This is a genomic window from Pseudomonas sp. 9AZ (genome assembly GCF_902506525.1).
GTDB lineage: Bacteria > Pseudomonadota > Gammaproteobacteria > Pseudomonadales > Pseudomonadaceae > Aquipseudomonas > Aquipseudomonas peli.
The window spans coordinates 2839161-2863414 of sequence record NZ_LR733840.1 but is presented as its reverse complement, the minus strand read 5'-3'; the positions used below and the strand labels follow the sequence as shown (position 1 = coordinate 2863414).

General features: G+C 59.3%; 24 protein-coding genes and 1 pseudogene. 8 read left to right on the top strand and 17 right to left on the bottom strand.

Annotated features, from left to right (window positions below):
• Window positions 1-42: 42 nt before the first annotated feature.
• From nth to metG, 8 genes are all read right to left on the bottom strand, one after another.
• Window positions 43-681 (bottom strand): endonuclease III, encoded by a 639-nt coding sequence (gene nth / locus ALTER154_RS13400; RefSeq protein ID WP_160087795.1) that lies wholly within the window; start codon window positions 679-681, stop codon window positions 43-45.
• The gene (locus ALTER154_RS13395; RefSeq protein ID WP_160087793.1) at window positions 678-1391 is read right to left on the bottom strand and encodes an electron transport complex subunit E; all 714 of its coding nucleotides are present in this window, start codon (window positions 1389-1391) and stop codon (window positions 678-680) included. Before ALTER154_RS13395 ends, nth begins: the two co-directional genes overlap by 4 nt.
• Window positions 1384-1998 carry an electron transport complex subunit RsxG gene (gene rsxG / locus ALTER154_RS13390; protein WP_176600645.1) on the bottom strand — a complete coding sequence of 205 codons (615 nt, stop codon included), beginning with the start codon at window positions 1996-1998 and terminating at the stop codon, window positions 1384-1386. The genes ALTER154_RS13395 and rsxG overlap by 8 nt, the downstream gene beginning before the upstream one ends.
• Window positions 1999-2027: 29 nt before the next feature.
• Window positions 2028-3059: an RnfABCDGE type electron transport complex subunit D gene (locus ALTER154_RS13385; protein ID WP_160087789.1), complete on the bottom strand. Its 1032-nt coding sequence runs from the start codon at window positions 3057-3059 to the stop codon at window positions 2028-2030.
• A gap of 39 nt (window positions 3060-3098) precedes the next feature.
• Window positions 3099-5786, bottom strand: a complete 2688-nt coding sequence (gene rsxC, locus ALTER154_RS13380) for an electron transport complex subunit RsxC (RefSeq protein ID WP_160087787.1) — start codon at window positions 5784-5786, stop codon at window positions 3099-3101.
• Entirely contained in the window at window positions 5783-6358 is a 576-nt protein-coding gene (gene rsxB / locus ALTER154_RS13375) for an electron transport complex subunit RsxB (protein WP_160087785.1), read from the bottom strand. Before rsxB ends, rsxC begins: the two co-directional genes overlap by 4 nt.
• Window positions 6355-6939, bottom strand: coding sequence for an electron transport complex subunit RsxA (gene rsxA / locus ALTER154_RS13370; RefSeq protein ID WP_090252381.1), 585 nt, complete (start codon window positions 6937-6939; stop codon window positions 6355-6357). The genes rsxB and rsxA overlap by 4 nt, the downstream gene beginning before the upstream one ends.
• 155 nt (window positions 6940-7094) lie before the next feature.
• The gene (gene metG / locus ALTER154_RS13365; RefSeq protein WP_160087783.1) at window positions 7095-9137 is read right to left on the bottom strand and encodes a methionine--tRNA ligase; all 2043 of its coding nucleotides are present in this window, start codon (window positions 9135-9137) and stop codon (window positions 7095-7097) included.
• A 156-nt stretch (window positions 9138-9293) separates the two neighbouring features.
• Between metG and apbC the strand changes: the two genes are divergently transcribed.
• Window positions 9294-10385: an iron-sulfur cluster carrier protein ApbC gene (gene apbC, locus ALTER154_RS13360; protein ID WP_160087781.1), complete on the top strand. Its 1092-nt coding sequence runs from the start codon at window positions 9294-9296 to the stop codon at window positions 10383-10385.
• A gap of 108 nt (window positions 10386-10493) precedes the next feature.
• Here apbC and ALTER154_RS13355 read toward each other — a convergent pair whose 3' ends face one another.
• On the bottom strand, window positions 10494-10703 hold the full coding sequence (locus ALTER154_RS13355; RefSeq protein ID WP_090498617.1) for a cold-shock protein: 210 nt from the start codon (window positions 10701-10703) through the stop codon (window positions 10494-10496).
• 323 nt (window positions 10704-11026) lie between these two features.
• Between ALTER154_RS13355 and dcd the strand changes: the two genes are divergently transcribed.
• Window positions 11027-11593: a dCTP deaminase gene (dcd, locus tag ALTER154_RS13350; protein WP_090252387.1), complete on the top strand. Its 567-nt coding sequence runs from the start codon at window positions 11027-11029 to the stop codon at window positions 11591-11593.
• A gap of 59 nt (window positions 11594-11652) precedes the next feature.
• Here the strand turns inward: dcd and nadE are convergent, their stop codons facing one another.
• The 5 genes from nadE to ALTER154_RS13325 all read right to left on the bottom strand — a co-directional run bounded on the left by nadE (window position 11653) and on the right by ALTER154_RS13325 (window position 16681).
• On the bottom strand, window positions 11653-12480 hold the full coding sequence (gene nadE, locus ALTER154_RS13345) for an ammonia-dependent NAD(+) synthetase (RefSeq protein ID WP_160087779.1): 828 nt from the start codon (window positions 12478-12480) through the stop codon (window positions 11653-11655).
• Window positions 12481-12842: 362 nt separating this feature from the next.
• Window positions 12843-15356 carry a penicillin acylase family protein gene (locus ALTER154_RS13340; protein WP_372239954.1) on the bottom strand — a complete coding sequence of 838 codons (2514 nt, stop codon included), beginning with the start codon at window positions 15354-15356 and terminating at the stop codon, window positions 12843-12845.
• Window positions 15357-15508: 152 nt separating this feature from the next.
• Complete coding sequence (locus ALTER154_RS13335) at window positions 15509-15973, bottom strand: DUF2489 domain-containing protein (protein ID WP_160087775.1); 465 nt, start codon at window positions 15971-15973, stop codon at window positions 15509-15511.
• 7 nt (window positions 15974-15980) lie between these two features.
• Complete coding sequence (locus ALTER154_RS13330; protein WP_160087773.1) at window positions 15981-16184, bottom strand: SEC-C metal-binding domain-containing protein; 204 nt, start codon at window positions 16182-16184, stop codon at window positions 15981-15983.
• A 5-nt stretch (window positions 16185-16189) separates the two neighbouring features.
• Window positions 16190-16681 (bottom strand): LEA type 2 family protein, encoded by a 492-nt coding sequence (locus ALTER154_RS13325; RefSeq protein ID WP_090252400.1) that lies wholly within the window; start codon window positions 16679-16681, stop codon window positions 16190-16192.
• Window positions 16682-16793: 112 nt separating this feature from the next.
• Between ALTER154_RS13325 and ALTER154_RS13320 the strand changes: the two genes are divergently transcribed.
• Window positions 16794-17366 carry a hypothetical protein gene (locus tag ALTER154_RS13320; RefSeq protein WP_160087771.1) on the top strand — a complete coding sequence of 191 codons (573 nt, stop codon included), beginning with the start codon at window positions 16794-16796 and terminating at the stop codon, window positions 17364-17366.
• Window positions 17367-17425: 59 nt separating this feature from the next.
• On the opposite strand, the gene ALTER154_RS13315 is transcribed toward ALTER154_RS13320, so the two are convergent.
• Both ALTER154_RS13315 and ALTER154_RS13310 read right to left on the bottom strand, forming a co-directional pair.
• The gene (locus tag ALTER154_RS13315; protein ID WP_160087769.1) at window positions 17426-17896 is read right to left on the bottom strand and encodes a YchJ family protein; all 471 of its coding nucleotides are present in this window, start codon (window positions 17894-17896) and stop codon (window positions 17426-17428) included.
• A gap of 4 nt (window positions 17897-17900) precedes the next feature.
• The gene (locus ALTER154_RS13310) at window positions 17901-18398 is read right to left on the bottom strand and encodes a DUF6231 family protein (protein WP_160087767.1); all 498 of its coding nucleotides are present in this window, start codon (window positions 18396-18398) and stop codon (window positions 17901-17903) included.
• A 437-nt stretch (window positions 18399-18835) separates the two neighbouring features.
• On the opposite strand from ALTER154_RS13310, the pseudogene ALTER154_RS21050 reads away from it, so the two are divergent.
• From ALTER154_RS21050 to ALTER154_RS13290, 4 genes and pseudogenes are all read left to right on the top strand, one after another.
• Window positions 18836-19189, top strand: a pseudogene (locus ALTER154_RS21050) (OmpA family protein); the annotation flags it as partial.
• 127 nt (window positions 19190-19316) lie between these two features.
• Window positions 19317-20054 carry an OmpA family protein gene (locus tag ALTER154_RS13300; protein WP_160087763.1) on the top strand — a complete coding sequence of 246 codons (738 nt, stop codon included), beginning with the start codon at window positions 19317-19319 and terminating at the stop codon, window positions 20052-20054.
• Between the two features lie 189 nt (window positions 20055-20243).
• On the top strand, window positions 20244-20546 hold the full coding sequence (locus ALTER154_RS13295; protein WP_160087761.1) for a DUF1145 domain-containing protein: 303 nt from the start codon (window positions 20244-20246) through the stop codon (window positions 20544-20546).
• Window positions 20539-21300 carry a collagen-like protein gene (locus ALTER154_RS13290; protein ID WP_160087759.1) on the top strand — a complete coding sequence of 254 codons (762 nt, stop codon included), beginning with the start codon at window positions 20539-20541 and terminating at the stop codon, window positions 21298-21300. The genes ALTER154_RS13295 and ALTER154_RS13290 overlap by 8 nt, the downstream gene beginning before the upstream one ends.
• A gap of 51 nt (window positions 21301-21351) precedes the next feature.
• On the opposite strand, the gene ALTER154_RS13285 is transcribed toward ALTER154_RS13290, so the two are convergent.
• On the bottom strand, window positions 21352-21816 hold the full coding sequence (locus ALTER154_RS13285) for a CopD family protein (RefSeq protein WP_160087757.1): 465 nt from the start codon (window positions 21814-21816) through the stop codon (window positions 21352-21354).
• Between the two features lie 194 nt (window positions 21817-22010).
• Here ALTER154_RS13285 and dinG point away from each other — a divergent pair, with 194 nt between their 5' ends.
• A complete protein-coding gene (gene dinG, locus ALTER154_RS13280; RefSeq protein WP_160087755.1) occupies window positions 22011-24155 on the top strand; it encodes an ATP-dependent DNA helicase DinG in 2145 nt (714 codons plus the stop codon).
• The last annotated feature ends 99 nt before the right edge of the window (window positions 24156-24254 follow it).

The window sequence follows — 24254 nt, the reverse complement described above, 5'->3', positions numbered from 1 at the left end:
AAAGATTTTTTCAATGAGCTTATTGAGCGACTAAATAGTGGCTCAATCGTCGGAGGTTTTCTGTTTGTATTCGCACAGGTCTTCGATGCGGCAGCTGCCGCAGCGCGGCTTGCGCGCTTGACACACATAGCGGCCATGGAGGATCAGCCAGTGGTGTGAGTCGAGGAGAAATTCCTTGGGCACAAACTTCATCAGCTTGTTTTCCACTTCCACGACATTCTTGCCGGGGGCGATGCCGGTGCGGTTACTGACGCGGAAAATATGCGTGTCCACCGCCATCGCCAGCTGGCGAAACGCCGTGTTGAGCACCACGTTGGCGGTCTTGCGGCCGACGCCGGGGAGGGCTTCAAGGTCTTCACGGTTGTCAGGCACCTGACTGCCGTGCTTCTCGATCAGAATACGGCAGGCCTCGATTACGTTCTTGGCCTTGCTGTTGTAAAGGCCGATGGTCTTGATGTATTCGCTCAACCCCTCGACGCCCAAGGCGTAAATCGCCTCGGGCGTATTGGCCACCGGGAACAGTTTGGCGGTGGCCTTGTTGACGCTGACGTCGGTGGCCTGAGCGGACAGGGTGACCGCTACCAGCAGCTCGAACGGCGAACTGTAGGCCAGCTCGGTCTTCGGCTCGGGGTTGTCTTCGTGCAGGCGGCGGAAGATCTCGTAGCGCTTGGCGGCGTTCACTCGATCACTCCGGTCACCCGCACGCGGCGGCTTTGCACTGGAGCATCAACCTGCTGTGCCTTAGCTTGCTCGGCCAGCACTTCATCCACACGGTTTTTACAGGCGATCAGCAAGCCCAGCACGATAAAGGCGCCAGGCGGCAGGATGGCCAGCAGGAAGCCCTTGTACTCGGGGATCAGTGTCAGCTGCCAGTTGGCGGCGATAGGGCCGAACAGCAGGTGCATATTGGCCAACACCGCGCCGGTGCCGAACAGCTCGCGCAGCGCGCCGATCATCACCAGCACCACGCCAAAGCCCAGGCCCATCATCAGGCCGTCATAGGCGGCGCGGGCCGGGTCGTTCTTCGCGGCGAAGCCATCGGCGCGGCCGAGGATCACGCAGTTAGTAGTGATCAGCGGGATAAAGATGCCGAGAATCTGGTACAGCTCGTAGGTGAAAGCCTGCATCAGCAGTTCGATGCAGGTGGTCAGGGCGGCGATGATCATCACAAAGGCCGGCAGCCGCACCGCCGTGTTGACTACGCCGCGCACCAGCGATACGGCGGTGTTGGAGCACACCAGCACCACGGCACTGGCCAGCGCCAGGCCGAGGGCGTTGACCGCCGAGTTGCTTACCCCGAGCAGCGGGCAGAGGCCTAGCAGCTGCACCAGCGCCGGGTTGTTCTTCCACAGGCCGTTAAGAGTGATTTCGCGGTAGCTGGGACTAGCCATTGGACTTCACCTGGGCTGCGAACAGCTGCTCTTGATTGGCATCGAAATACTGCAGGGCTTTATGCACGGCCTTGACCACCGCGCGCGGGGTGATGGTGGCACCGGCAAACTGGTCAAACTCGCCGCGATCTTTCTTCACCGCCCAGCCATCCTCGCCGGGATTGCTCAGTGACTTACCGTCGAAGCTGCGAATCCAGGCGCTCTTGGCCAGCTCGATCTTGTCACCCAGGCCTGGGGTTTCCCGATGGCCGAGGACGCGCACACCGGCCAGGCGACCATCTGCCTGGATACCGATCAGCAAATGGATCGCGCCGCTGTAGCCGTCCGGCGCGGTGGCACGCAGGATCACCGCGCTGGGTTTGCCGTCTTTCAGGGCGATATAGGCGGTCTGCGGCGATTTACTGCCGAGCAGCGGGTCGTGCAGCTGGATGCTGTTGTCAAGTAGGTGATTGTCGTAGCTGCCCTGGGGCAAAATTTCGCTCAGTGCGCGTACCTGAGCTTCGCGCTCGGCGTTGGCGATGCGCCCGGCAGTGGCTTGTTGCAGTACGGCCACCAGGCCTACGGTGGCGATGGCAAACAGCCCGAGCACCAGAGCGTTCTTCAGCATCGAGCGGCTAATTTCAGGCAGGGCCACGGTTACTCTCCCAACTTGAAGCCGCGAGTCGGCTTGCGGTGGCCGTAGGTGCGCGGCCGCGTGTAATAGTCGATGGTCGGGGCTGCCAGGTTCATAAGTAGCACGGCGAAGGCGACGCCGTCTGGGTAACCGCCCCAGGCGCGGATCACATAGACCAACACGCCAACGCCTATGCCGAAAATCAGCCGGCCGAGGTTGCTGGTGGCGCCGCTGACCGGATCGGTGACGATAAAGAAGGCGCCGAGCATGGTTGCGCCGGTCAGCAGATGAAACAGCGGCGAGCCGTTAGAGTCCGAGCCTGAGCCGTTCCAGAACAGCAGGCTCATCACGGCCAGGCCCGCGAGCATGCCCACTGGCGCATGCCAGGTGAACAGGCGCTTGTGCAGCAGGTACAGGCCGCCGGCGAGGAAGGCCAGATTGACCGCCTCGGTGGCGGCGCCGCCGAGATAGCCGAACGCGGGGTGCTGCGCCCACAGCTCGTCAATGGTCAGGCTTTTATTGACCTTCAGTGCGTCCAGCGCAGTGGCCTGGGCCCAGCCGTCAGGCAAGTTGGCGATGCCGAGAATCTGTTGCAGCCCTTCAAGCAGGCCTACCGTATGCGGCGCTGGCCAGCTGGTCATTTCCACCGGGAAAGAAATCAGCACCACCACATAACCGAGCATGGCCGGGTTGAAGGGGTTCTGCCCGAGGCCGCCATACAGCTGCTTGCCGAACACCACGGCAAACCCGGTCGCCACCAAGGTCAGCCACCAGGGCGAATAGGGCGGCAGCGCCAGGGCCAGCAGTACAGCGGTCACCAGTACGCTGTAGTCCTTGAGGAAGAACAGCACCGGGCGTTTACGCAGGGCCAGGATAACCGCTTCAAAACCCAGTGCGCAGGCGCTGGCCCACAGCAGGTTGATCAACGTGCCGGCGCCGAACAGCCAGGTCAGGGCGAGAATCCCCGGCACCGTAGCCAGCAGCACCTGCAGCATCACTTGCTGGGTGCGATTGCTGCCCTTGGCGTGGGGCGATGTGATGCGGGGCAGGGCCATTGGCACTCCGGTTGTTGAGTTGGCTACGCAGGGCTGTTATCAGCTGCCAGCGTGCTCCTGTAATTGGCGTTCGGCATCGGCCAGGCGTTGACGTGCAGCCGTCAGGGCGTCTGCTGGGCTGTTGGCGTCACGTTCAAGCTTGCGTAGATCCGCACGGGCAAAGGCCACTTCGGTCTTCAACGCACGAGTGGTTTCATCAATCGGTTTTTTGTCGGTGCGCACCAGCTCAGGTGCCGGCTTGCCGGATGCGTCCTCGGCCTGGTGCAGCGCCTGCTCGGCGGCTGCCAATGCCTCGCGCAGGCTGATAAGCGCGGCTTCATCGCTGCCGGCTTTCTCGGCCTTTTTCAATTCGGCGCGCTTCATCGCCAGTTCGATCTTGGCTTTTTTCAGCGGATCGGAGGCTTCTGCATCGGGCGCTTTTGCGGGGGCGGTCGGTGCCTGGGCTTCCAGGCTGGCCAGCAGTTTTTCGGCGGCTTCCAGCTGGCTGCGCAGCTGCTGCAATTCGCTTTGCTGCTCGTCGTCGGGTGCTTCGAGTTTCTCCAGCTTGCGTACTTGCGCGCGTAGCATGGCAGCGTCGATTTTGGCTTTTTTCAGCGCGCCATCGTCGGCAGCGGGCTTGGCGATTGCTGCTGGCGCCTGGGCTTCCAGGCTGGCCAGCAGTTTTTCTGCGGCTTCCAGCTGGCTGCGCAGTTGCTGCAGTTCGCTTTGTTGCTCGTCGCTGGGTGCTTCAAGTTTTTCCAGTTTGCGCACTTGGGCGCGGAGCATGGCAGCGTCGATTTTGGCCTTTTTCAATGCGCCGTCGTCGGCAGCCGGTTTGGCGATTGGTGCTGGCGCTTGAGCTTCCAGGCTGGCCAGCAGTTTTTCTGCGGCGTCCAGTTGGCTGCGCAGTTGCTGCAGTTCGCTTTGCTGCTCATCGCTGGGTGCTTCAAGCTTCTCCAGTTTGCGAACTTGGGCGCGGAGCATGGCGGCGTCGATTTTGGCTTTTTTCACTGCGCCATCGTCGGCAGCTGGCGCTGCGGCCGGGGCAGGCGGGTTGGCGGCCATGGCGCTGTCGAGCGCTTGCTGGGCGCTTGCTGCTGCGCTGCGCAGCTCGTCAACCTGGGCCTGCAACTCGGGGCTGGCGTGGGTGGCCAGCTGCTTTTCGGCCTTTTTCAGGGCTACCTGGGCCATGCTGGCTTCGATCTTGAGTTTTTTCTGCTCGTCACTCAGTCCGGCCGGTTTGGCCGCTGCTGTATCACTGCTAGCCGTAGCGGGTGCGGCCTGGGCTTGCGCGGCCTTGGCTTGGGCTGCTTTGGCAGCGCGGGCCTGACGTTCGGCTTCTTTCTGCTCTTCAGCGCGGCGCAGGCGTTCCTGGCGCAGCTCGAAGCGCTGCTTCGACTGCTCGGCCTTGAGTTGTTTCTGCTCCAGATCGCGAATCTCACCCTTGGCCGCGCGGTAGTACTGCACCAGGGGAATGCTCGACGGGCAGACATAGGCGCAGGCGCCGCACTCGATGCAGTCGAACAGGTTATGTGCCTTGAGCTGCTCATGCTCCTGGCCGATGGCGAAGAAGTGCAGTTGCTGCGGCAACAGGCTGGCCGGGCAGGCTTCGGCACACTCACCGCAACGAATGCACGGCATGGCTGGCGGTGGTGGCGGCAGCTCGGCTGTGGTCGAGGCCAGCAGGCAGTTGGTGGTCTTGATCACGGGTACGGCGAAGTCGGGCAGGGTAAAGCCCATCATCGGGCCGCCCATGATCAGACGGTTCAACTTGCTGCGGTTCAAGCCAGCAAACTCCAACAATTCACCCGCCGGCGTACCGAGCAGTACCTCGACGTTCATCGGTCGGGCTAGAGCCTCACCGGTCAGGGTGGTAATGCGCGAGATCAGCGGTTTGCCGTGCATCACCGCGTCATGGATGGCTACGCAGGTGCCAACGTTCTGGCAGAGCATGCCGATATCCGCCGGCAGGCCACCGCTGGGCACTTCCACGCCGGTAAGAATCTGGATCAGCTGTTTTTCGCCACCGGAGGGGTATTTGGTGGGGAATACCTTGAGCTGATAGCTGCGCTCGTTCAGCGCGCTGCGCACGGCGGCGATGGCTTCGGGCTTATTGTCTTCGATGCCGATCAGCACCTGATCCGGCTGGATCAGCTGCACCAGAATGTCGATACCGCTGATCATCTCGTTGGCGCGTTCGCGCATGAGCAGATCGTCGGCGCTGATATAGGGTTCGCACTCGGTGCCATTGATGATCAGCGTATGGATCTTCTGCGTTGGCCGCGCGTTGAGTTTCACTGCGGTGGGGAAGCCCGCACCGCCCAGACCGCTGATCCCTGCCTGGCGAATCAGCTCAACCAAAGCGCTGCTTTCCAGGTGACGATAGTCAGGCTGTGGACTCAGCTCGATCCATTCATCCAGCCCATCGCTTTCGATGACGATGGCTGGGGCGAGCATGCCCGAGACATGCGGGTAAGGTTGCGGGCCGATAAAACTTACGGTGCCAGAGGTCGGCGCATGCACGGGCACGCTGACAAAACCATTGGCAGCGGCGATCAGCTGGCCTTTCAGCACGCGCTCACCCACGGCGACTACAGGTTCTGCGGGCGCGCCGATATGCTGGTTGAGTGGCAGCGTTAGGCGCTTGGGCAGCGGCGCCGGCTGGATCGGCGTGCGGTTGGACAGCTCCTTGCGCTCGGCCGGATGAATGCCGCCGGGGATATCCCAGATACGTTCCTGCGCACTCATGCCGCTTGCTCCCGGTCACTGGCAATCAATTGGCCGGGGGCCAAGGGTTTTTCCCATTTCCAGCTTTGCACGGTGCTGCCCACTTCCAGCATGTCGATGCAGTCCACCGGACAGGGTTCGACGCACAGGTCGCAGCCGGTGCACTCGCTGACGATCACCGTGTGCATTTGCTTGGCCGCACCGACGATGGCGTCCACCGGGCAGGCCTGGATGCACTTGGTGCAACCGATGCACTCGGCTTCGCGGATGTAGGCAACCATCTGCGGTTTTTCGCCTTCCGCGGCGTCCAGCGGCTCGGCTTCAACGTCGAGCAGATCCGCCAACGCCTGAATGGTGGCTTCGCCGCCGGGCGGGCATTTGTTGATCTTGTCGCCGCCAGCAATTGCCTCGGCGTAGGGCTTGCAGCCCGGATAGCCGCATTGGCCGCACTGGGTTTGCGGCAACAGGGCATTGATCTGCTCGGCAATCGGGTTGCCTTCAACTTTAAAGCGCACCGCGGCGAAACCAAGAATCGCACCGGCCACCAGGCACAGGGCAAGCAGGGCGAGAACGGCGATCAGCACCAGGCTCATAGCTTGATCAGCCCGGTAAAGCCCATAAACGCCAGGGACATCAGCCCGGCGGTGATCATGCCGATGGCTGCGCCCTGGAAGGATTTGGGTACGTCGGCAATGGCAATACGTTCACGCATAGCCGCAAACAGCACCAACACCAGAGAAAAGCCAAGTCCAGCAGCAAAGCCGTTGGCGGTGGCCGTGATAAAGGTGAATTCGGCCTTGTTGGCGTTGAGCAGGGCCACGCCGAGGACGATGCAGTTGGTGGTGATCAGGGGCAGGAAGATGCCCAGTACGCGGTACAGCAGCGGGCTGGTCTTGTTCACCACCATTTCGGTGAACTGCACCACCACGGCAATCACCAGAATAAAGCTGATGGTGCGTAGGTATTCGATATCCAGCGGCTTCAACACGTACTGCTGCACCAGGTAGCTGCACATGGCGGCCAGGGTCAGCACGAAGGTGGTGGCCAGCGACAGGCCAATGGCCGTCTCGATCTTCTTCGAGACGCCCATAAAGGGACACAGGCCAAGGAACTGGACCAACACGAAGTTGTTGACCAGGATGGCGCTGACCATGATCAAGGCGAGTTCGGTCATTGCAGGTTCCGTGAATGGACGGGCAAAGGCCGCAGGAAAGGGGTGGCTATTATCGGTAAGCCGATCCTGCCATACAAGCCGGATCAGCCTTCCTGAGGTGCTGCCATAAGGCTAGCGCAGCCTGATCAGAGTGGCTGCGCTATTGGGTCGCAGGTTTACTTGACCCGCTGGCCTGGTTTGGCACCGCTGTCCGGGCTGAGCAGGTAAATCTCTTCACCGCCAGGGCCGGCGGCCAGCACCATGCCTTCGCTGATGCCGAACTTCATCTTGCGCGCGGCCAGGTTGGCCACATACAGGGTCAGGCGGCCTTCCAGCTTGCTCGGGTCCGGGTAGGCGCTCTTGATGCCGCTGAACACGTTGCGTTTGGCGTCACCGATATCCAGGGTAAGGCGCAGCAGCTTGTCTGCACCTTCAACGAACTCGCACTTCTCAATCAGGGCGATACGCAGATCGACCGCAGCAAAGGCGTCGAAGGCGATTTCGGCGGCCAGCGGGTCTTTCGTCAGCTCGCCGTTCCCAGCAGCTGCTGGAGCGGCTTCGCTGGCGGCCAGGTCTTCTTTGGAGGCTTCGATCATGGCGTCGATTTTCGCAGGCTCGATACGGGTCAGCAGAGCGCTGAACGGGTTCAGCTGGTGGTTGGCCAGCAGTGTTTGGTGGTCGTCCCAGGTCAACGGCGCGACATTGAGGAAGGCCTCGGCGTCGCTGGTCAACTGCGGCAGCACTGGTTTCAGGAAGATCACCAACTGGCGGAACAGGTTTACGCCCAGGGCGCAGATGGCCTGCACTTCATCCTGCTTGCCGTCCTGTTTGGCTAGGGACCAGGGCGCTTTGTCGGCGATCCAGGCGTTGGCGCGGTCGGCCAGGGCCATGATCTCGCGCATGGCGCGGGCAAAGTCGCGGGCCTCGTAGGCTTCGGCAATGCTCGGTGCGGCGGCCTGGAAGGCCTCGGTCAGCTCGGGTGCGGCATTGCCGGCTACCAACAGGCCGTTGTTGCCTTTGTGAATAAACCCGGCGCAGCGGCTGGCGATATTGACCACCTTGCCGACAAGATCCGAGTTGACCTTCTGTACGAAGTCTTCCAAGTTCAGGTCGAGGTCATCCACGCCACGGCCCAGCTTGGCCGCGTAGTAGTAGCGCAGGTACTCCGGGTTCAGATGATCGAGGTAAGTGCGCGCCTTGATAAAGGTGCCGCGCGATTTGGACATTTTCTGCCCGTTGACGGTCAGGTAGCCGTGAACGGCGACGGCGGTGGGTTTGCGGTAGCCCGCACCTTCGAGCATGGCTGGCCAGAACAGGGTGTGGAAGTTGACGATATCCTTGCCGATAAAGTGGTACAGCTCGGCGGTGGAATCCTTGCCCCAGAACGCATCAAAATCCAGCTCCGGGCGCTTGGCGCAGAGGTTCTTGAAGCTGGCCATGTAGCCGATCGGCGCGTCCAGCCAGACATAGAAGTACTTGCCCGGCTCGTCGGGGATTTCAAAGCCAAAGTACGGCGCGTCGCGGCTGATGTCCCATTCCTGCAGGCCGGAATCCAGCCATTCGGCGATTTTGTTGGCCACGGCATCTTGCAGAGCGCCGCTGCGGGTCCATTGCTTGAGCATGGCCTCGAAGTCCGGCAGCTTGAAGAAGAAATGCTTGGAGTCGCGCAGCTCCGGCACCGCGCCAGAGATGGCGGAGCGCGGATTTTTCAGCTCGGTGGGCTCGTAGGTGGCGCCGCATTTTTCACAGTTGTCGCCGTACTGATCTTCCGCTGCGCACTTGGGGCAGGTGCCTTTGATAAAGCGGTCGGCGAGGAACATGCCCTTTTCAGGGTCGAAATACTGGGTCACCGAACGGGTGGCGATATGGCCTTTGTCGCGCAGCGCGCGATAGATCGAGGACGCCAGCTCGCGGTTTTCGTCCGAGTGAGTTGAATGGTAGTTGTCGAACGCCACGCCAAAATCGGCAAAGTCGGCGGTGTGTTCGGCCTGCACGTTGGCGATCAGCTGTTCGGGCGTGATGCCTTCTTTTTCGGCGCGCAGCATGATGGCTGAGCCGTGCGCATCGTCCGCACAGACGTAGATGGCTTGGTTGCCGCGCAGCTTCTGGAAACGCACCCACATGTCGGTCTGGATGTACTCGAGCATATGGCCAAGGTGAATCGAACCGTTGGCGTAGGGCAGGGCGCTGGTAACGAGAATCTTGCGGGCTTGGCTCATGGGATCGGCTGCACTGGTAACTCAGGGAAGCCGGCAACTATATAGGGGCGGCGGATATTTTTCACCCTTGCGCGCGCAACGCCTGCGGGTGTGCGCCTATGGAGTTAGCCTGGGGTAAGATGCCAGCCTGCTTTACTCAGCCTTTCGGAGCCTTCCATGAGTGTCGTTACCCGCGCAGCGGTCGAAGCCGCCTTGTCCCAATACACCGACCCGCACCTGAATCAGGACCCAGTCAGCGCCGGTTGCCTGCGTGAGGTGGATATTCAGGGCGGGCAGGTCAAGGTGCGTCTGGTGTTGGGTTATGCCGCAGGGCTGTTCAAGAGCGGCTGGGCGCAGATGCTGCAGATGGCCTTGGAAAGCCTCGACGGCGTCGAGCGTGCGCAGGTGCAGGTCGACTGCGTGATCGAGGCGCACAAGGCGCAGGATCAAGTGCCGGCGCTGGCCAATGTAAAGAATGTGATTGCCGTGGCGTCCGGTAAGGGCGGTGTGGGCAAATCTACCACCGCAGCCAATCTGGCGCTGGCGCTGGCTCGTGAAGGTGCCAAGGTCGGCATCCTCGATGCGGATATCTATGGGCCGAGTCAGGGCATCATGTTCGGTATCCCGGAAGGTACGCGGCCGCAGGTGAAGGATCAGAAGTGGTTTGTGCCGCTCAAGGCGCATGGCGTGGAAGTGATGTCCATGGCTTTTCTCACCGACGAAAATACTCCGGTGGTATGGCGTGGGCCAATGGTGTCTGGCGCGCTGCTGCAGTTGATCACCCAGACCGCATGGGATGACCTGGATTACCTGGTGGTCGATATGCCGCCAGGTACCGGCGATATCCAGCTGACTTTGGCGCAGAAGGTGCCGGTGGCCGGTGCGGTAATCGTCACCACGCCGCAGGATCTGGCGCTGCTGGATGCCAAGAAGGGCGTGGAGATGTTCCGTAAAGTAAATATCCCGGTGCTCGGTGTGGTGGAAAATATGGCCGTGCATATCTGCTCGAACTGCGGGCATGCCGAGCATTTGTTCGGCGAAGGCGGCGGCGAGAAGCTCGCTGCGCAGTTTGGCGTCGATCTGCTGGCGTCGTTGCCGCTGTCGATGGCCATCCGCATGCAGTCCGATGGCGGTAAGCCAACTACCATCGCCGATCCGGAAAGTCAGATCGCGATGATCTACCAGGAAACCGCACGCAACGTCGGTGCGCGCATTGCTCAGGGTGGTGTGCAACAGGTAATGCCAACCATCGTGATCAGTGAAGACTAAATCGGGTGTGGCGCACGCAGGTGCGCCACATGCTGCTCACAGATAAATATGCGCCCATAAAAAAGCCCCGCACTAGGCGGGGCTTTTTCTCAAGCGGGTTAGTGCAGGTTATACAACCTGAACTTCCTCAGCTTGCATGCCTTTCTGACCACGGGTGGCCACGAAAGTCACTTGCTGGCCTTCTTTCAGGCTCTTGAAGCCATCGCTCTGGATAGCTTTGAAGTGTACGAAGAGGTCGTCACCGGACTGTGGGGTGATGAAGCCGTAGCCTTTTTCATCGTTGAACCACTTGACGGTGCCATTCTGACGATTCGACATGTTATGTCTCCTAACAAATTTATTAACAGCCCTGGAAAAGCCCAGGCCGGGACTGAGTGCAACGAGTACTAGGAGTCGGACGATGTTTGGATCGAAATCTAGGCATCAAGTAGCGATTCGCGGTGACACATGCAGCACAGTGGGCCAACCATACTCGCTTTTAACGCTAAGCGCGAATGCTCTGTGCATCTTTCTGTTATTTGGCGACAGATAGACGGTTTACCGTTTTACGTCCCGTGCTTGCTCAAGAGCCTTTGAACCCTGCCGCCGGCCCCGGTAAGATGCGTGCACTTTTCACCCTTCGCTACAGCAGGACAGCCGCCATGAGCATCAAATCGGATAAGTGGATTCGCCGCATGGCGCTAGAGCACGGCATGATTGAGCCCTTTGTTGAGCGCCAAGTGCGCGCTGAAGGTGCCCAGCCGCTGATTTCCTATGGCGTTTCCAGCTATGGCTACGATGTACGCTGCGCTGATGAGTTCAAGGTATTTACCAACATCAATTCGGCAACTGTCGACCCGAAGAACTTCGACGAAAAGAGCTTTGTCGATGTGAAAAGCGATGTTTGCATCATTCCGCCTAACTCGTTCGCATTGGCTCGCACTGTTGAGTTCTTCCGTATTCCCCGTGATGTGCTGACCATCTGCCTGGGTAAGAGCACTTATGCGCGCTGCGGCATCATCGTCAACGTCACCCCGTTGGAGCCAGAGTGGGAAGGTCATGTGACCTTGGAATTCTCCAACACAACCACTTTGCCGGCGAAGATCTATGCCAACGAAGGTGTGGCACAGATGCTGTTCCTGCAGTCCGATGAGCCTTGCGAAGTGTCCTATAAGGACCGCGGTGGTAAGTACCAAGGCCAGCTGGGTGTGACCCTGCCTCGAGCCTAAGCGGTTGATGGAACGAAAAAAGCCGGGCAATGCCCGGCTTTTTCATGTGTATCGGAAACTCAGGGAACCAGTGGCAGTTCGCGCTTATGGCGAGTGGCGTCATAGGTGCGCACGATGATGGCGTATGCCTCGTCGCGAACTGTCTGGCCGTGCAGGAAAGCGTCAATTTCGCTGTAGGTGACGCCATGCGCTTCTTCGTCCGGTTTGCCGGGACGCATTTCTTCCAGATCAGCTGTAGGCACTTTGAACACCAGATTCTCCGGTGCTCCCAGATGCTTGGCGATGGCGCGCACCTGGCCTTTGACCAGGCCAGACAGCGGGGCAAGGTCGCAGGCACCGTCACCGAACTTGGTAAAGAAGCCCATCACCGCTTCAGCGGCGTGGTCAGTGCCAATGACCAGGCCGTTGTTGGCGTTGGCAATGGCAAACTGCGCAACCATGCGGATGCGCGCCTTGATATTGCCGGTAACGAAGTCGCGCCGTGCATCACTGAGCTTCTGCAGATGAGTCACCTGCTCGCCAAGACCCGATACGCTGTCTGCGATATTCACCGTGTCTTCTTCATCAGCTCGAATGAATTTCAGTGAGTCCTGGGCGTCTTGTTCATCATGCTGGGTGCCGTGAGGGAGGCGCACGGCGATAAAGCGATAGGCCTGATCACCGGTTTCTGCCCGAAGCTCTTCCACAGACAGCTGTGCCAGGCGGCCGGCGGTCAACGAGTCAACGCCGCCGCTGATACCCAATACCAGCACCTTGAGGCCCGAGTTGCGCAGGCATTGCTTGATGAACGCCTTGCGCTTTTCGATTTGCGCCACCAGTGCGGCGGAGTCGGCAAAGGGCGGCACAACATCAAGTGCCGCAGCGATTTCGGCTTGGCGGTTGCTCATTTCAAAGTCCTCACTGGGAGCAGAACAAGTGGCTGATGCAGGTTGCGCAGCAGAAATGCTGGCGGTAACGCATCAAGCGTTAGCGTAATGACAAAGCTTACGTTGAACCGGTTGTGAAGTGCACGCTAGAGCTGCATGACTTTAAGGCGTAGAGCCTGTCGAAGGAAAATGCTCAGTTGTGATCGAAAACGGTATGAGAGAGGGCTACGCAGGCGTTGCACTGAATCGCGGTCAAAAGAAAGGGCGCTAAAAAGCGCCCTAAAACGATGATGATCTATGGAGTAAGTCCACTTGATCAGAGTGGTATGCCGCAGAATTGGTTCAGTGGCGGCCGACGAACGGTAGTCGGCCGCTGGTGAGCTTCAATTTGCAGGCATCAGCAGTAAACGTTTATTGCCATAGACCTTGTCGAGATTCTGCGATTGGAACGGGAAGCTCATGTAGCTGCCCTTAAGCCAGGCGTCGATGCCGTCTGCGTAATGCTTGCTGGCCGGGTTGCCGGATTGTCCGGAGCTGTTAAGGCCAATCAGGGGCTCTTCGCGGCCGAAGTCGACGACGATGCGCATAGCTGGAATTAGCCAGGTATCGAAGTTCTCGCCCCAGTTGTAAGCCGCTACATTCAGCGTGCCGTGGTCACCGCCTGCAGGGTAGGGGCCGCGATCCAGATAACCCTTGATGGCGTTGATGCTGGTGCGTTGGCTGGAGCTCATGTATTGCGCCAGTTGGCTGGTTTCGGTGGTCCAGTTGTAGGTGTGTAGCTTGCCCCATTGCCAAGCGCTGCGCTCACTGCCCAATTTGGTTTCAAGCAGGGTGACGGCGCCGGCCAGGCTGCGTGCCAAGATGGTCGGTTTATCTTCGCGCTGCGCCGTGCGGGTGTCATTCCAGAACGGGCTGTCTTCGCGGCCGAGCAAATGATCGGCCTGAGCGGAGTAGGAGTTATTAGCGGTATCGACTAGGGCTTTCCAGGCCGGCGTGCTGTCGGGGCCGAGTTCGTCGAGGAAGGTCTCCCGTGCGCTCTGGTGGAGGAACGCACTGTAGAGCGCGGCGTCCGCTGATGTTGCGGCCATCCTGCCGTCAAACTTCATCAGTCGGTCATGCGCTTCGCGTGCCTTGCTGCGTTCGATGGCGGGTAATGCATCGATGGCGGCTTGCAGGCCTTCCGCCATACCCGGTGCGCTGAACATATTTTGCAGTTTGGCGACAAAAGGCGAGGTCTGGTCGTACTGCATGGCAATCATACTTTGGGTGTCATGCCTGCCCGTTGCCGCCAGAGCGGCGATACGTTCGGCGCGTTCCGGGTAGAACCAGGAGTTGGACAGCTGCATGCCATAGCCGCGCGGTACGGTGCGGTGATTGGCGGTACCCAGCCAGCCATCTGGCGGGTCCTGATCGTAGGGGTGCAGCATCGGGTCGGCGAAGCCGTCCCAGTCATACTGGCTGTCCCAGCCGGGGGAGGGCATCAGGCCTAGGCCGGCGCGGCGGTTGGGGAAGCGCCCGGTAACTTGCCAGCCGATATGCTGCGCATCGGCGAAGACAATGTTCAATGGCATGGCGCGTACTTCACGGGTGGCCTCGAAGGCTTGCTCGACTGATTGCGCTCGCGACAGGTCGAAGAAAGCGTCCAAGGTCTTGTCAGCTTCAAACTGCGTAGTTTTCAGGGCCAAACCGTAGCGACTGCTCAGCTGCATGGGCTGCAGCATGTGTTTACGCTCGCCCAGTACCGAGTTCAGCAAGGGGCCATGACGGGTTTCGAAAATGGTTTCGCGAATCGGCCGCTCACCTTTGATAAAGAAGGTTTCCTGGCGTTCCTGCGCCGGTAGCCATTTGCCCTCGGCCAGGTAGTGCAGACGGCCGCCTTGCTGCTTGACCTGCTCAAGAAAAAGGTCCTGGTTGTCGCCCATGACCATGGTCATGCCCCAGCCCAGCTTGCCGTTGAAGCCAGCGACCACCGCCGGTACGCCTGCAATCGACACGCCCGCTGCCTGATATTTGGGTGAGCGAATTTGTACGAAATTCCACACGGACGGCATCGATAGCGGTAGGTGGGTGTCGTTGGCCAACAGGCTTTTGCCGCTGCGCGTACGTTGCGGGGCAAAGGCCCAATTATTGGAGGCGGCCACGCCGAGCATATGGGCGTCAGCAAACTGGCTGACAGCGGCGCTGACATCACTCAAACCCGCCAGTTGACCGTTAAGGTCGAGTCCTTTGAGTTTGGCTGCTTCTTCTAGGGGTAACGGCTCATCGGGGTAGGTTGGCAGCAGCCAGGCAAGCTGCTCGCTCCCGACCTTCTGCGCCAGTACCAAAGAGGCTATTTCTTCCTGCAGGTTGACTGCTAGGCCGAAATTCAGGAGGCAGAACACCAGTACCGAGTCTTCAGCCTTCCAGTACGCCGGGCGGTAGCCAGACTCGGCCAGGTCCATTGGCAGCTTGTCGCGGTAGCGGAACAGATAGGCGTTGACCCCGCGGGTATAGACCTCGAAGAATTTTTTAATCCGAGGCGAGGCGTTGCTGTAGAGCACTTCAGCGCTTTTTTTCAGGTTAACCGCGCGCATGAAACGGTCCATTTCCAGCACACCGGGGCCGGCCATTTCGGCCAGCCGGCCTTCAGCCATAAGCCGTAGGCCAACCATTTGGCTAAGCCGATCGCTAGCGTGCACGTAGCCCAAGGCGAACAACGCGTCATGGAAGGTGGTGGTTTCGATTAGTGGCATACCCAGCGGATTGCGGCGAATCACCACGCTTTGCGCCAGGCCCTTGACCCGCACGATGCCCTGATCAGGGTGCACGCTGTCGCTGTAGCGGCTGTTCAGGAATGACTGACAGCCCGTAAGCGCGACAACGGCCGTCAGTAAGGCGGCGACGCTTAGATGGGCCATGGGGCGTAACGCGCGCGCTAGCATGCAGCAGGCTCCTTGCGGATGGAAAACGGTCGGTTGGGGTGTGCGCTTTCCAGAAGCGTAAGCGCGCAGGTGAGGAGGTATTAAGTTAGCCAGCCGCCATGCACCTGACAAGGCGCATGGCGAGTGAGTCAGGCGCTTTGCCGCAACGGCGGTAAAGCCTCATCAAGCAGCCAACGAGCGGCGGCGCGGGCGGCTGCCTTGTGCTGCAACTCAAGCTCACTGAAACGTTGCTCATGCTGACGGCGTACGCTTCTTTCAAGCGCTTTCCAGTCGGCGTGGGTCGGCACCTGGGCGGTGGCGGTGAACAGCAAGTGAAAAACCTCACAGCGCGGGTCCTGACTGAGGCTGCTGTCGTAGTTATCCAGCAATACCTTGATCCGAATAGCACCTTCAATCAGCGGAAGCTGACCCTCAAGTAAGCAGCTGGCAAGGATGCGCAGATCACCACCAATGCGTTCGCGCTGTGTATTGAGTGCCTGAGTCTGGATTTTTTCCTGGGCCCAGACTCGCCGCCACAGATGCAGGGCGTAGAGCGCGAGCGCGGCAATCAATACAGCACTGCCAAGCAGGACAAGTAGCGTGAGGTTGTTCATCACAGGCTTATGCGCCGTGGCATTTCTTGAATTTCTTTTCGCTACCGCATGGGCATGGGTCGTTGCGGCCAACGTCTTTCAGGGCGTTGCGCGCAGGTTCCTGGTGGCCGTGGTTGCAGTGCGGGCCATGCACGTGGCCGTGATCATGGCTGTGTGCGTGATCGTGGTCGTGGTTGCAGTCAGGGCCGTGGACGTGTTCTTGCTGGGTCATGCGAGTTACTCCGGAATGTAATCGCCGGGAATTATCTCGCCATTGCGCGACATGTGCACGCTCTGTCCGAACAGCCAGCCGGTTTTTACTGCACCTTGTAGGCGGTAAGGGATGGGCTGGTCCGGTTTATCCAGGGCCTTGACGATCTGTCGCAGGTGGCGCCAAAGGTTTGTGCGCACCGGTATGGAAAAGTTGTGGTGGCCATGGGCCGGAACGGTAAATGAAACGCTCGATTCGCCTTCAGCCAGTTTGACCTGGTTCAGGTGCACCAAATAGTCCATCCCGCGGACAGGCAGGCTGAAATTATTGGGGTTATCGATGCGAAAGCGCAGCGTGAAATGCTGCTCCAACAGCTTGGCTTTAACGACGTCGACTTTAACGAGGCGTACTTCAGGCGACTTCAGATCGCCTGGAGAGGAGCATCCGCTAAGGCCTGACAGAAGGCCAAAAAACATCAATAGGCTGAGAATTCTTATCGTTTGCGCCTGATAAAACATTGCATACTCCGAATGACGCATCAGTGTAACAAGCAAGTGCTTGGCTGCCACCTGTTGTGACGGTAAAAAAACCTGCGCCATACTGAGCAACGAATAGGACAGGAGTATGACCATGGCTCGCTACGAAATTGCCTTCAGTGCGCAGCTGGTTCCGGGTGCCCAGTTGGAACTGGTGCAGGCCAACCTGGCCAAGCTGTTTCAAGCGGATGAACAGCGCCTGGCGTTGCTGTTCTCGGGGCGACGGATCGTGATCAAAAGCAACTTGGATGCAGTGGGTGCGGAAAAATATCGCTCGACCCTAGAGCGGGCGGGCGCCGTGGCTGAAGTGGCTTGCCTGGATGATGAGATCGAGGAAATCGAGTTGACTGCGCCGCCAGCGATGGCCGTCACGCCGATTGTGTCTCCGGCTGCTGCATCAGTGCAGGCGGGAAGTGGCCAGCCTGCTGGGCGCCTGAAGGTCGCGCCGCGAGATGAGTACATGGCCGCATTTAGCGAAGTTGATGCTCCGGATTTTGGCATTGCGCCACTGGGCGACGACGTTCAGGACGGCAAACCGCAGGTGCAGGCGCCAGCCCTAGACCTGTCGCAGTTCAGCTTGGCGCCGTCCGGCAGCGACATGGGCGAGGCTAAAAAAGCCCCAGCCGGACCACCACCGGATATTTCCCATCTGAAACTGCAGGACTAGCCTGCAATGCGCCGAGAGTCCTAGGAGGAGGCTCTCGGCTAAACACTGGGTGTCAGTGATCAGAAATAACTCGCGCAGCACTTCTTGAATTTCAGTCCACTGGCGCACGGGCAGGTATCGTTGCGGCCAAGTTTCAGCTCAACAGTAGGGTCAATGAAATACCAGTGGCCGTTGTTGCACACAAATGCCGAGCGTTCGCGGTTGCTGTGTGTGCCGCTTTCATCACGCCAGTGCGCGTTAAAGGTGACGTAGGCGTGCTGCGGTTCGCCTTCGATAAGCTGCGCTTCTTCAACCTCAAGCCCGAGCCAGGTGCTGTCCAGGCTCCAGGCCAGGATGGCGTCACGGTCGAGGCCAGCATGCTGGGCGGCAAGTGTGCTGCGCACCAGGTAATCGATCAGTCCCAGGGTGTAGGCGCTATAGCGTGAGCGCATCAACGCTTCTGCGCTAGGGGCTGGAATGCCTGCGTGATAACGACCGCAGCAGGATGCCAGCGGTTGGTCGCTGCCGCATGGGCAAGGTGTGCTGCTCATGGCTTTACCACCAGTACTTGCCAAAATTTTCCGGGTTGGCCCAGAACTTGGCGTTCAGCCAGTCAGGTACTTGCTTGTATTCCAGCAGGTCGTAGGTGAATAGATTGAGCGTCTGCTCATCGCGCTGGAAACGCTCACTAGCCTGAAGAGCCAAGGCAAAGAAGTCGGTTGCTTGCCACTCACAGGCCTGCAGATCGACCAGCACAGCCATTCGGCTGGCATTCAGGTTGCGAATTCCCCCAAGCAGCTCCAGTCCGGTACGTTTTGGCAGGTGTTCAAGGCAGTCGACAATCAGAGCCAGATCGAAACGTTGGGCGGCTACTTCATTAGATAGAACGCCTGCATCCGCGTGCACCAAGTGGCAACTTGGATGAGCCTGGATAAATGCTTCAATGGCAGGTAGTTTTCGGCTACCGACTACCAACAGGCGTTCTGGCGTGTAGCGTGCCAACAGGGCGGCAAGGGCTTGCTGGGGTGTTCGGGTGGATGGGGTTGCAGGCATAACGGCTCCTCGCTCAAGTGTGCAGAGACTAACGTGCTGCAGTAATGCGGCCTAGTGCGGATCGTGCTAGTAATGTGTTTGCATATTCTCTGGCATATTTTGTTACTGGCGTCTTTACTTCGTCAGTATCGGTTTTTGCCGATTTACCAATAGGAGACGTATATATGAGCATCACCAGGAAAGCATTACCCCTGATTGTCGCGAGTACCTTTTTGACCGGTTGTGCCGGGCTACAAAAAACGGATTGGCCAACCTGTGCCGCAATCGGCGGTGTAGGTGGTGCTGCTCTGGGCGCTATTGAAAGCTCCTCGTGGGCCGGTGGTGGTGCCGTCGTAGGTGCCGGTATGGCTGCTGCTTATTGCTGGGTTCATGGCGCCAGCGATGAGCAGGTTGTTGTGGTTGAAGAAGTGGTTGAAGAGGTTGTCGTTGCTGAACCAGCTGAAGCCGTACGTGTAGAGCTGGACGTCAAGTTCGACTTCGACAAGGCTCAGGTCAAACCAGAAAGCTACGGTGACATCAAAAACCTGGCTGACTTCCTCACTCAATACCCACAAACCACCACCGTGGTTGAAGGTCATACCGACTCCGTCGGTAGCGACGCATACAACCAGACCCTGTCCGAGCGTCGTGCCAATGCGGTGCGTGATGTACTTGTTAACCAGTACGGCGTAGGTAGCGATCGCGTTAACGCTGTGGGCTATGGCGAAACTCGTCCGGTTGCGGACAACGCCAGCGCTGATGGTCGTGCCGTGAACCGCCGCGTAGAAGCAGAAGTAGAAGCTCGTCCTTGATCGTCTGACTCCAGACGTTCTGAAGAAAACAAGCCAGGCCCTCTAGGGGTCTGGCTTGTGTAGCTTCCAGGGTAGGTCTTTACTCCTAAGTTACCGGCAGTAGCCGGTATTACAGGAGATTCCTACCATGAGAGTTAGATCCATCATGGGGCTAGCCCCCATTCTCTTGGTCAGCAGTGTTCTTTCAGGTTGCGTCACAACTTCCAGTACGGGAGATGCGCCGCTCAACCAAGGGAACTGGCCCCTGTGCAGTGCGATTGGCGGTCTGACCGGTGCAGGTCTGGGCGCAATCGAAAGTTCTACGTGGGCAGCAGGTGGAGCGGTGGCCGGTGCGGTCATTGGCACGCTGATTTGCTACGCCCAGGATGGTGATGAAGACGACGACGGCGTGTTTGACCGCCGTGACCGTTGCCCAGGAACCCCGCCTAATACACCGGTTCACCATAACGGCTGCCCGATCAAGGAATATACCGGTACGCCTGCCGAAGCAGAGCCTGAGTCCATTGAAATGGTGGAGTCGGTTCGGGTAGAGCTGGATGTTAAGTTCGATTTCAACAAGTCCGACGTTAAAGAAGACAGCCAGGCCGATATCAAAAGTCTTGCTGACTTCATGAAGCAGTACCCGCAAACCACCACGACTGTTGAAGGGCATACCGATGCGGTGGGCAGTGATGCATACAACCAGGGACTTTCCGAACGGCGGGCGAATGCTGTGCGTGATGTACTGGTCAATCAACATGGTATCGACAGCAGCAGGGTTTCGTCGGTCGGCTATGGTGAATCGCGACCGGTAGCGGATAACGATACTGACTCCGGGCGTGCAATTAATCGTCGTGTTGAGGCGGAGGTTGAAGCGCAGCCGTAACCGACGTGATCCGCTGTTAGGCCGTTGCGAAGCCATCTGCTATGTTCGCAACGGCCTAACAGCGAAGCGTAGTTTTAAACCAGTAAAAGCTGTGAAGGCATTCGTTCCCCATGGTTTTTACTGGTCTTCTGGCAGCTCACTCCCAAAGCAGATAAGGTGCAGCGAAATAAAAAACTGCCGGGGGCGGATATGAAGGTATTTCTGACGTTGGGTAAGGTGCTGACGGCATTATTCTGGGGTGTTGTACTGGCAAACCTGCTGCAGCCCTTTGCACAACCCTTTGCGCTGCTGTTGAACGGCGCTGGGGCTTTTATTCTGCTGATCCATGCCCTTGAACTGTGGTTTTTTAGCAAGCGCATCGCCGCTTGCCCCAAACCGGCTCACGAGCGTGTGCACGTCATGCTGTTCGGCGTATTTCAGTTGCTTGGGCTGCCCGCTGAGCCAGTAGCCGAGCCTGAGCCAGCGCAGCATATGGAGGCCGAAAATGCGTAAGCTCATCGTCCTCGCTGCGCTGTTCAGTCCGCTGGCATTAGCCCAGGCGGTGATTGAAGTTGATTCCCATGCGGTTATGCGTCTACCCAGCACTACCAGCGTGTTGCTGTTAGACCGTCTGGCGATTGCCGATAATGGCACCTTGCTGATTCCATCCGGCTTGACCGAAATTCGTGTCGCACAGCTGCACCTGGGGCGTGATGCACGGCTGGCGATTGCCCCTGGTGATCAGGTGTTGCGGCTTGAAATTGAAACCGCCGATATTGCCAGTGGCGCACAGATCAGCGCGCGTGGCGCACGCGGCAGTGCTGAAAAGCCGGCGCTGCCGGGGCGCAACCTGAGTCTGCGACTGCAGGCCGTTACCCTGGAAAATTTAGTGCTGGATGCCCGCGGCGGCACAGGTGCGCCAGGCTATGCAGGTCTGGCTGGTGCTGATGGCAAGCCAGGTGGCTGCACCTGGGGTGAAGCCAGTCGCGGTCATGATGGTTTAAATGGGGGCGACGGCCAGCCGGGTGCTGCCGGTGCGCAGGTGCGCTTGGAAGTGCCACAGGATTTCCCTGTTGAGCAGGTACAGGTGCGTTTGGATGGCGGCAGTGGCGGTCAGCCGGGCGCGCCTGGTGCAGGCGGTCAAGGCGGCGTGAGCAAGGGTTGCTGGTTGTACAGCACCGATGGCGCTCGCGACGGCAAGCCAGGGCAAGCAGGGCGGGCTGGTGAGCCAGGCCCTGCAGGTGCGCTGAATATCGTGCAGTTCTAAGCTGCTTTGAGGGCCAGCCGCTGCCCGAAAGCAGCGGCTGTGTAAGTAGGTTTAGAGCGAAGGGCGCAGGCCCGCGATTGTTACCACCAACAATCCCAGCAACAAGTTGATACCAACCAGTCGTCGAATACGCCCAAGCACGGCGCCACCATTCGGCCAATCTTCTGCCGCCACGGCGCGTCGTAACTCAGGTAGTTGCAGTGCCTGAATCCGCAGAAACAGCGCCAGCATGGCGATATACAGCCCCATCATGATGTGCACGTAGCGCGGTGCGGTATCGAAGCCGCTAAAGCGCAGGTGCAGCATGCCTACACCGGTGACCGGCAGCACAATCACCGCCGCCCATACCCAGTAGAAAAACCGTGGGAAGACCTCCAGCCAGAGTTTCAGGCGCGGTGGGGCTTCCAGTGCGGCGACTGCGGCTGGGCGCAGGATCATCCACGCGAAGAACATACCGCCCACCCAGATCAGGGCTGCGAGCAGATGCAGGCTGTAGACGAAAGCGTATGGGGTCATGCAGGCACTCCTGTTTAGTTGAGGCGCTTTTTGCGATCTGCGGCGCGTCGGCCCTGCTGCGATAGAAACAGGCTCTCGCTCGCGAGTTCGTAAACAGGGCCTAAGCGATTCAGCGCTGGATCGATTAGCGCGCTATGATAGCCGCCGATTACAAACACTGAAAATTTATCCAGCCTTTTCGCGTCAAAATCCCCATGCTCAGTACCGAACTCAAGTCCCAGATCCAGGGCGCTTACTCCCGTTTCCTCGAGGCCAAGTCGCTCAAGCCGCGCTATGGCCAGCGCCTGATGATTGCCGAAATTGCCAAAGTGTTGGGGGCGATTAAAACGGACGACGAAGGCCGTCGCCTGGGTGACCCTGCCGTCGTAGCGGTCGAGGCCGGTACCGGTACGGGCAAAACAGTGGCCTACAGCCTGGCGGCGATTCCCACTGCCAAGGCGGCGGGCAAGCGCCTGGTGATCGCTACGGCCACCGTAGCCCTTCAAGAGCAGATCGTGCACAAGGATCTGCCGGACCTGATGCGCAATAGCGGCCTGAATTTCAGCTTTGCCCTGGCCAAGGGCCGAGGGCGTTATCTGTGCCTGTCCAAGTTGGATATCCTGTTGCAGGAAGGTCAGGCGCAAAGCGCCACCGCCCAGCTGTTCGAGGAAGAAGGCTTCAAGATCGATGTGGATGAACAGAGCCAGAAGCTGTTCACCACGATGATCGAAAAACTCGCCGGCAATAAATGGGACGGCGACCGTGACAGCTGGCCGGAAGAGCTGGAAGACACGCGCTGGTCGCAACTGACCACTGATCACAGCCAATGCACCAACCGCCATTGTCCGAACTTTCAGCAATGCGCCTTCTACAAGGCACGCGAGGGCATGGGCAAGGTGGACGTCATCGTCACCAACCATGACATGGTCCTGGCTGACCTGGCCCTGGGCGGCGGTGCGGTGCTGCCGGACCCGCGCGACACCCTTTACGTGTTCGACGAAGGCCATCACCTGCCGGACAAGGCCATTGGCCATTTCGCCCACTTCACCCGCTTGCGCTCGACTGCCGATTGGCTGACCCAGATCGACAAGAACCTGACCAAGTTGCTGGCACAAAATCCGCTGCCCGGGGATCTAGGCAGGCTGATCGAGCAGGTTCCGGAACTGGCGCGGGAGCTCAAAACCCAGCAGCAATTTATGTTCGCCGCCTGTGAGCAGGTGGCCGATTTCAAACCGGGCGAGGATATGCAGGGCCGCGAGCGGCCGCGCCATCGCTTTATCGGCGGTGTGGTACCGGAGCACTTGACCGAGCTGGGTCTGGAGCTGAAAAAGGGATTTTCCAAGCTCAATGATCTGTTCACTGGCGTAACGGAACAGCTCAAGGAGGCCATGGATGGTGAGGGCTCTGTCGGTATCGCCAGTCACCAGGCTGAGGAATGGTACCCGCTGTTCGGCAGCCTGCTGGCGCGGGCCAAGGGCAATTGGGAGCTGTGGCTAGCCTTTACCGCTGAAGACCCGGAGGAAAGCCCGCCCATGGCGCGTTGGCTGACCCTGGCCGATAGCGGTGCACTGTTTGATATCGAGGTTAACGCCAGCCCGATCCTGGCGGCGGAAACCCTGCGGCGTAATCTGTGGAATGTCGCCTATGGCGCCCTGGTGACTTCGGCCACCCTGACGGCGCTGGGCACCTTTGATCGCTACCGTATGCGCGCCGGTTTACCGAAAGTGGCGGTTACCACCGTGGTGCCGAGCCCGTTCCATCATGCCGACGCCGGTGTGCTGCGGGTGCCCAACCTGAACGCCGATCCGCGTGATGCGGTGGCGCACACGGCTGCGATTATTCGCGAGCTGCCTGGTCTGGTAGAGGGTTCACGCGGCACCCTGGTGCTGTTTTCGTCGCGCAAGCAGATGCAGGAAGTTTTCGACGGCCTAGAGCGTGACTGGCGCAAGCGGGTGTTTATCCAGGGCAATCTGTCAAAACAGGAAACTTTGAACAAACATAAGGCGCGGGTCGACAGCGGTGAAGAAAGCGTGTTGTTTGGTTTGGCCAGTTTTGCCGAGGGTGTCGACCTGCCGGGTGCCTATTGTGAGCACGTGGTGATCGCCAAGATACCCTTCGCCGTGCCGGATGACCCTGTGGAAGCGGCCTTGGCCGAGTGGATCGAAGCACGTGGTGGCAACCCCTTTATGGAGATTGCCGTGCCGGATGCTTCGCTACGTCTGGTGCAGGCCTGCGGCCGACTGCTGCGTACCGAAGCGGATCGCGGCATTATTACGTTGCTGGACCGGCGTGTGGTCACCCAGCGCTACGGCAAGTCGATTCTTAATGCTTTACCGCCATTTCGTCGGGAAATCAGTTAACACTTCACTGGCTTGGCAACTCATCGCGCCATGTCGGTTCCAAGTGACGCGTAAACAACGTCCTGGTTCACATCAGGACCTGAATTTGGCCTTGGGCAT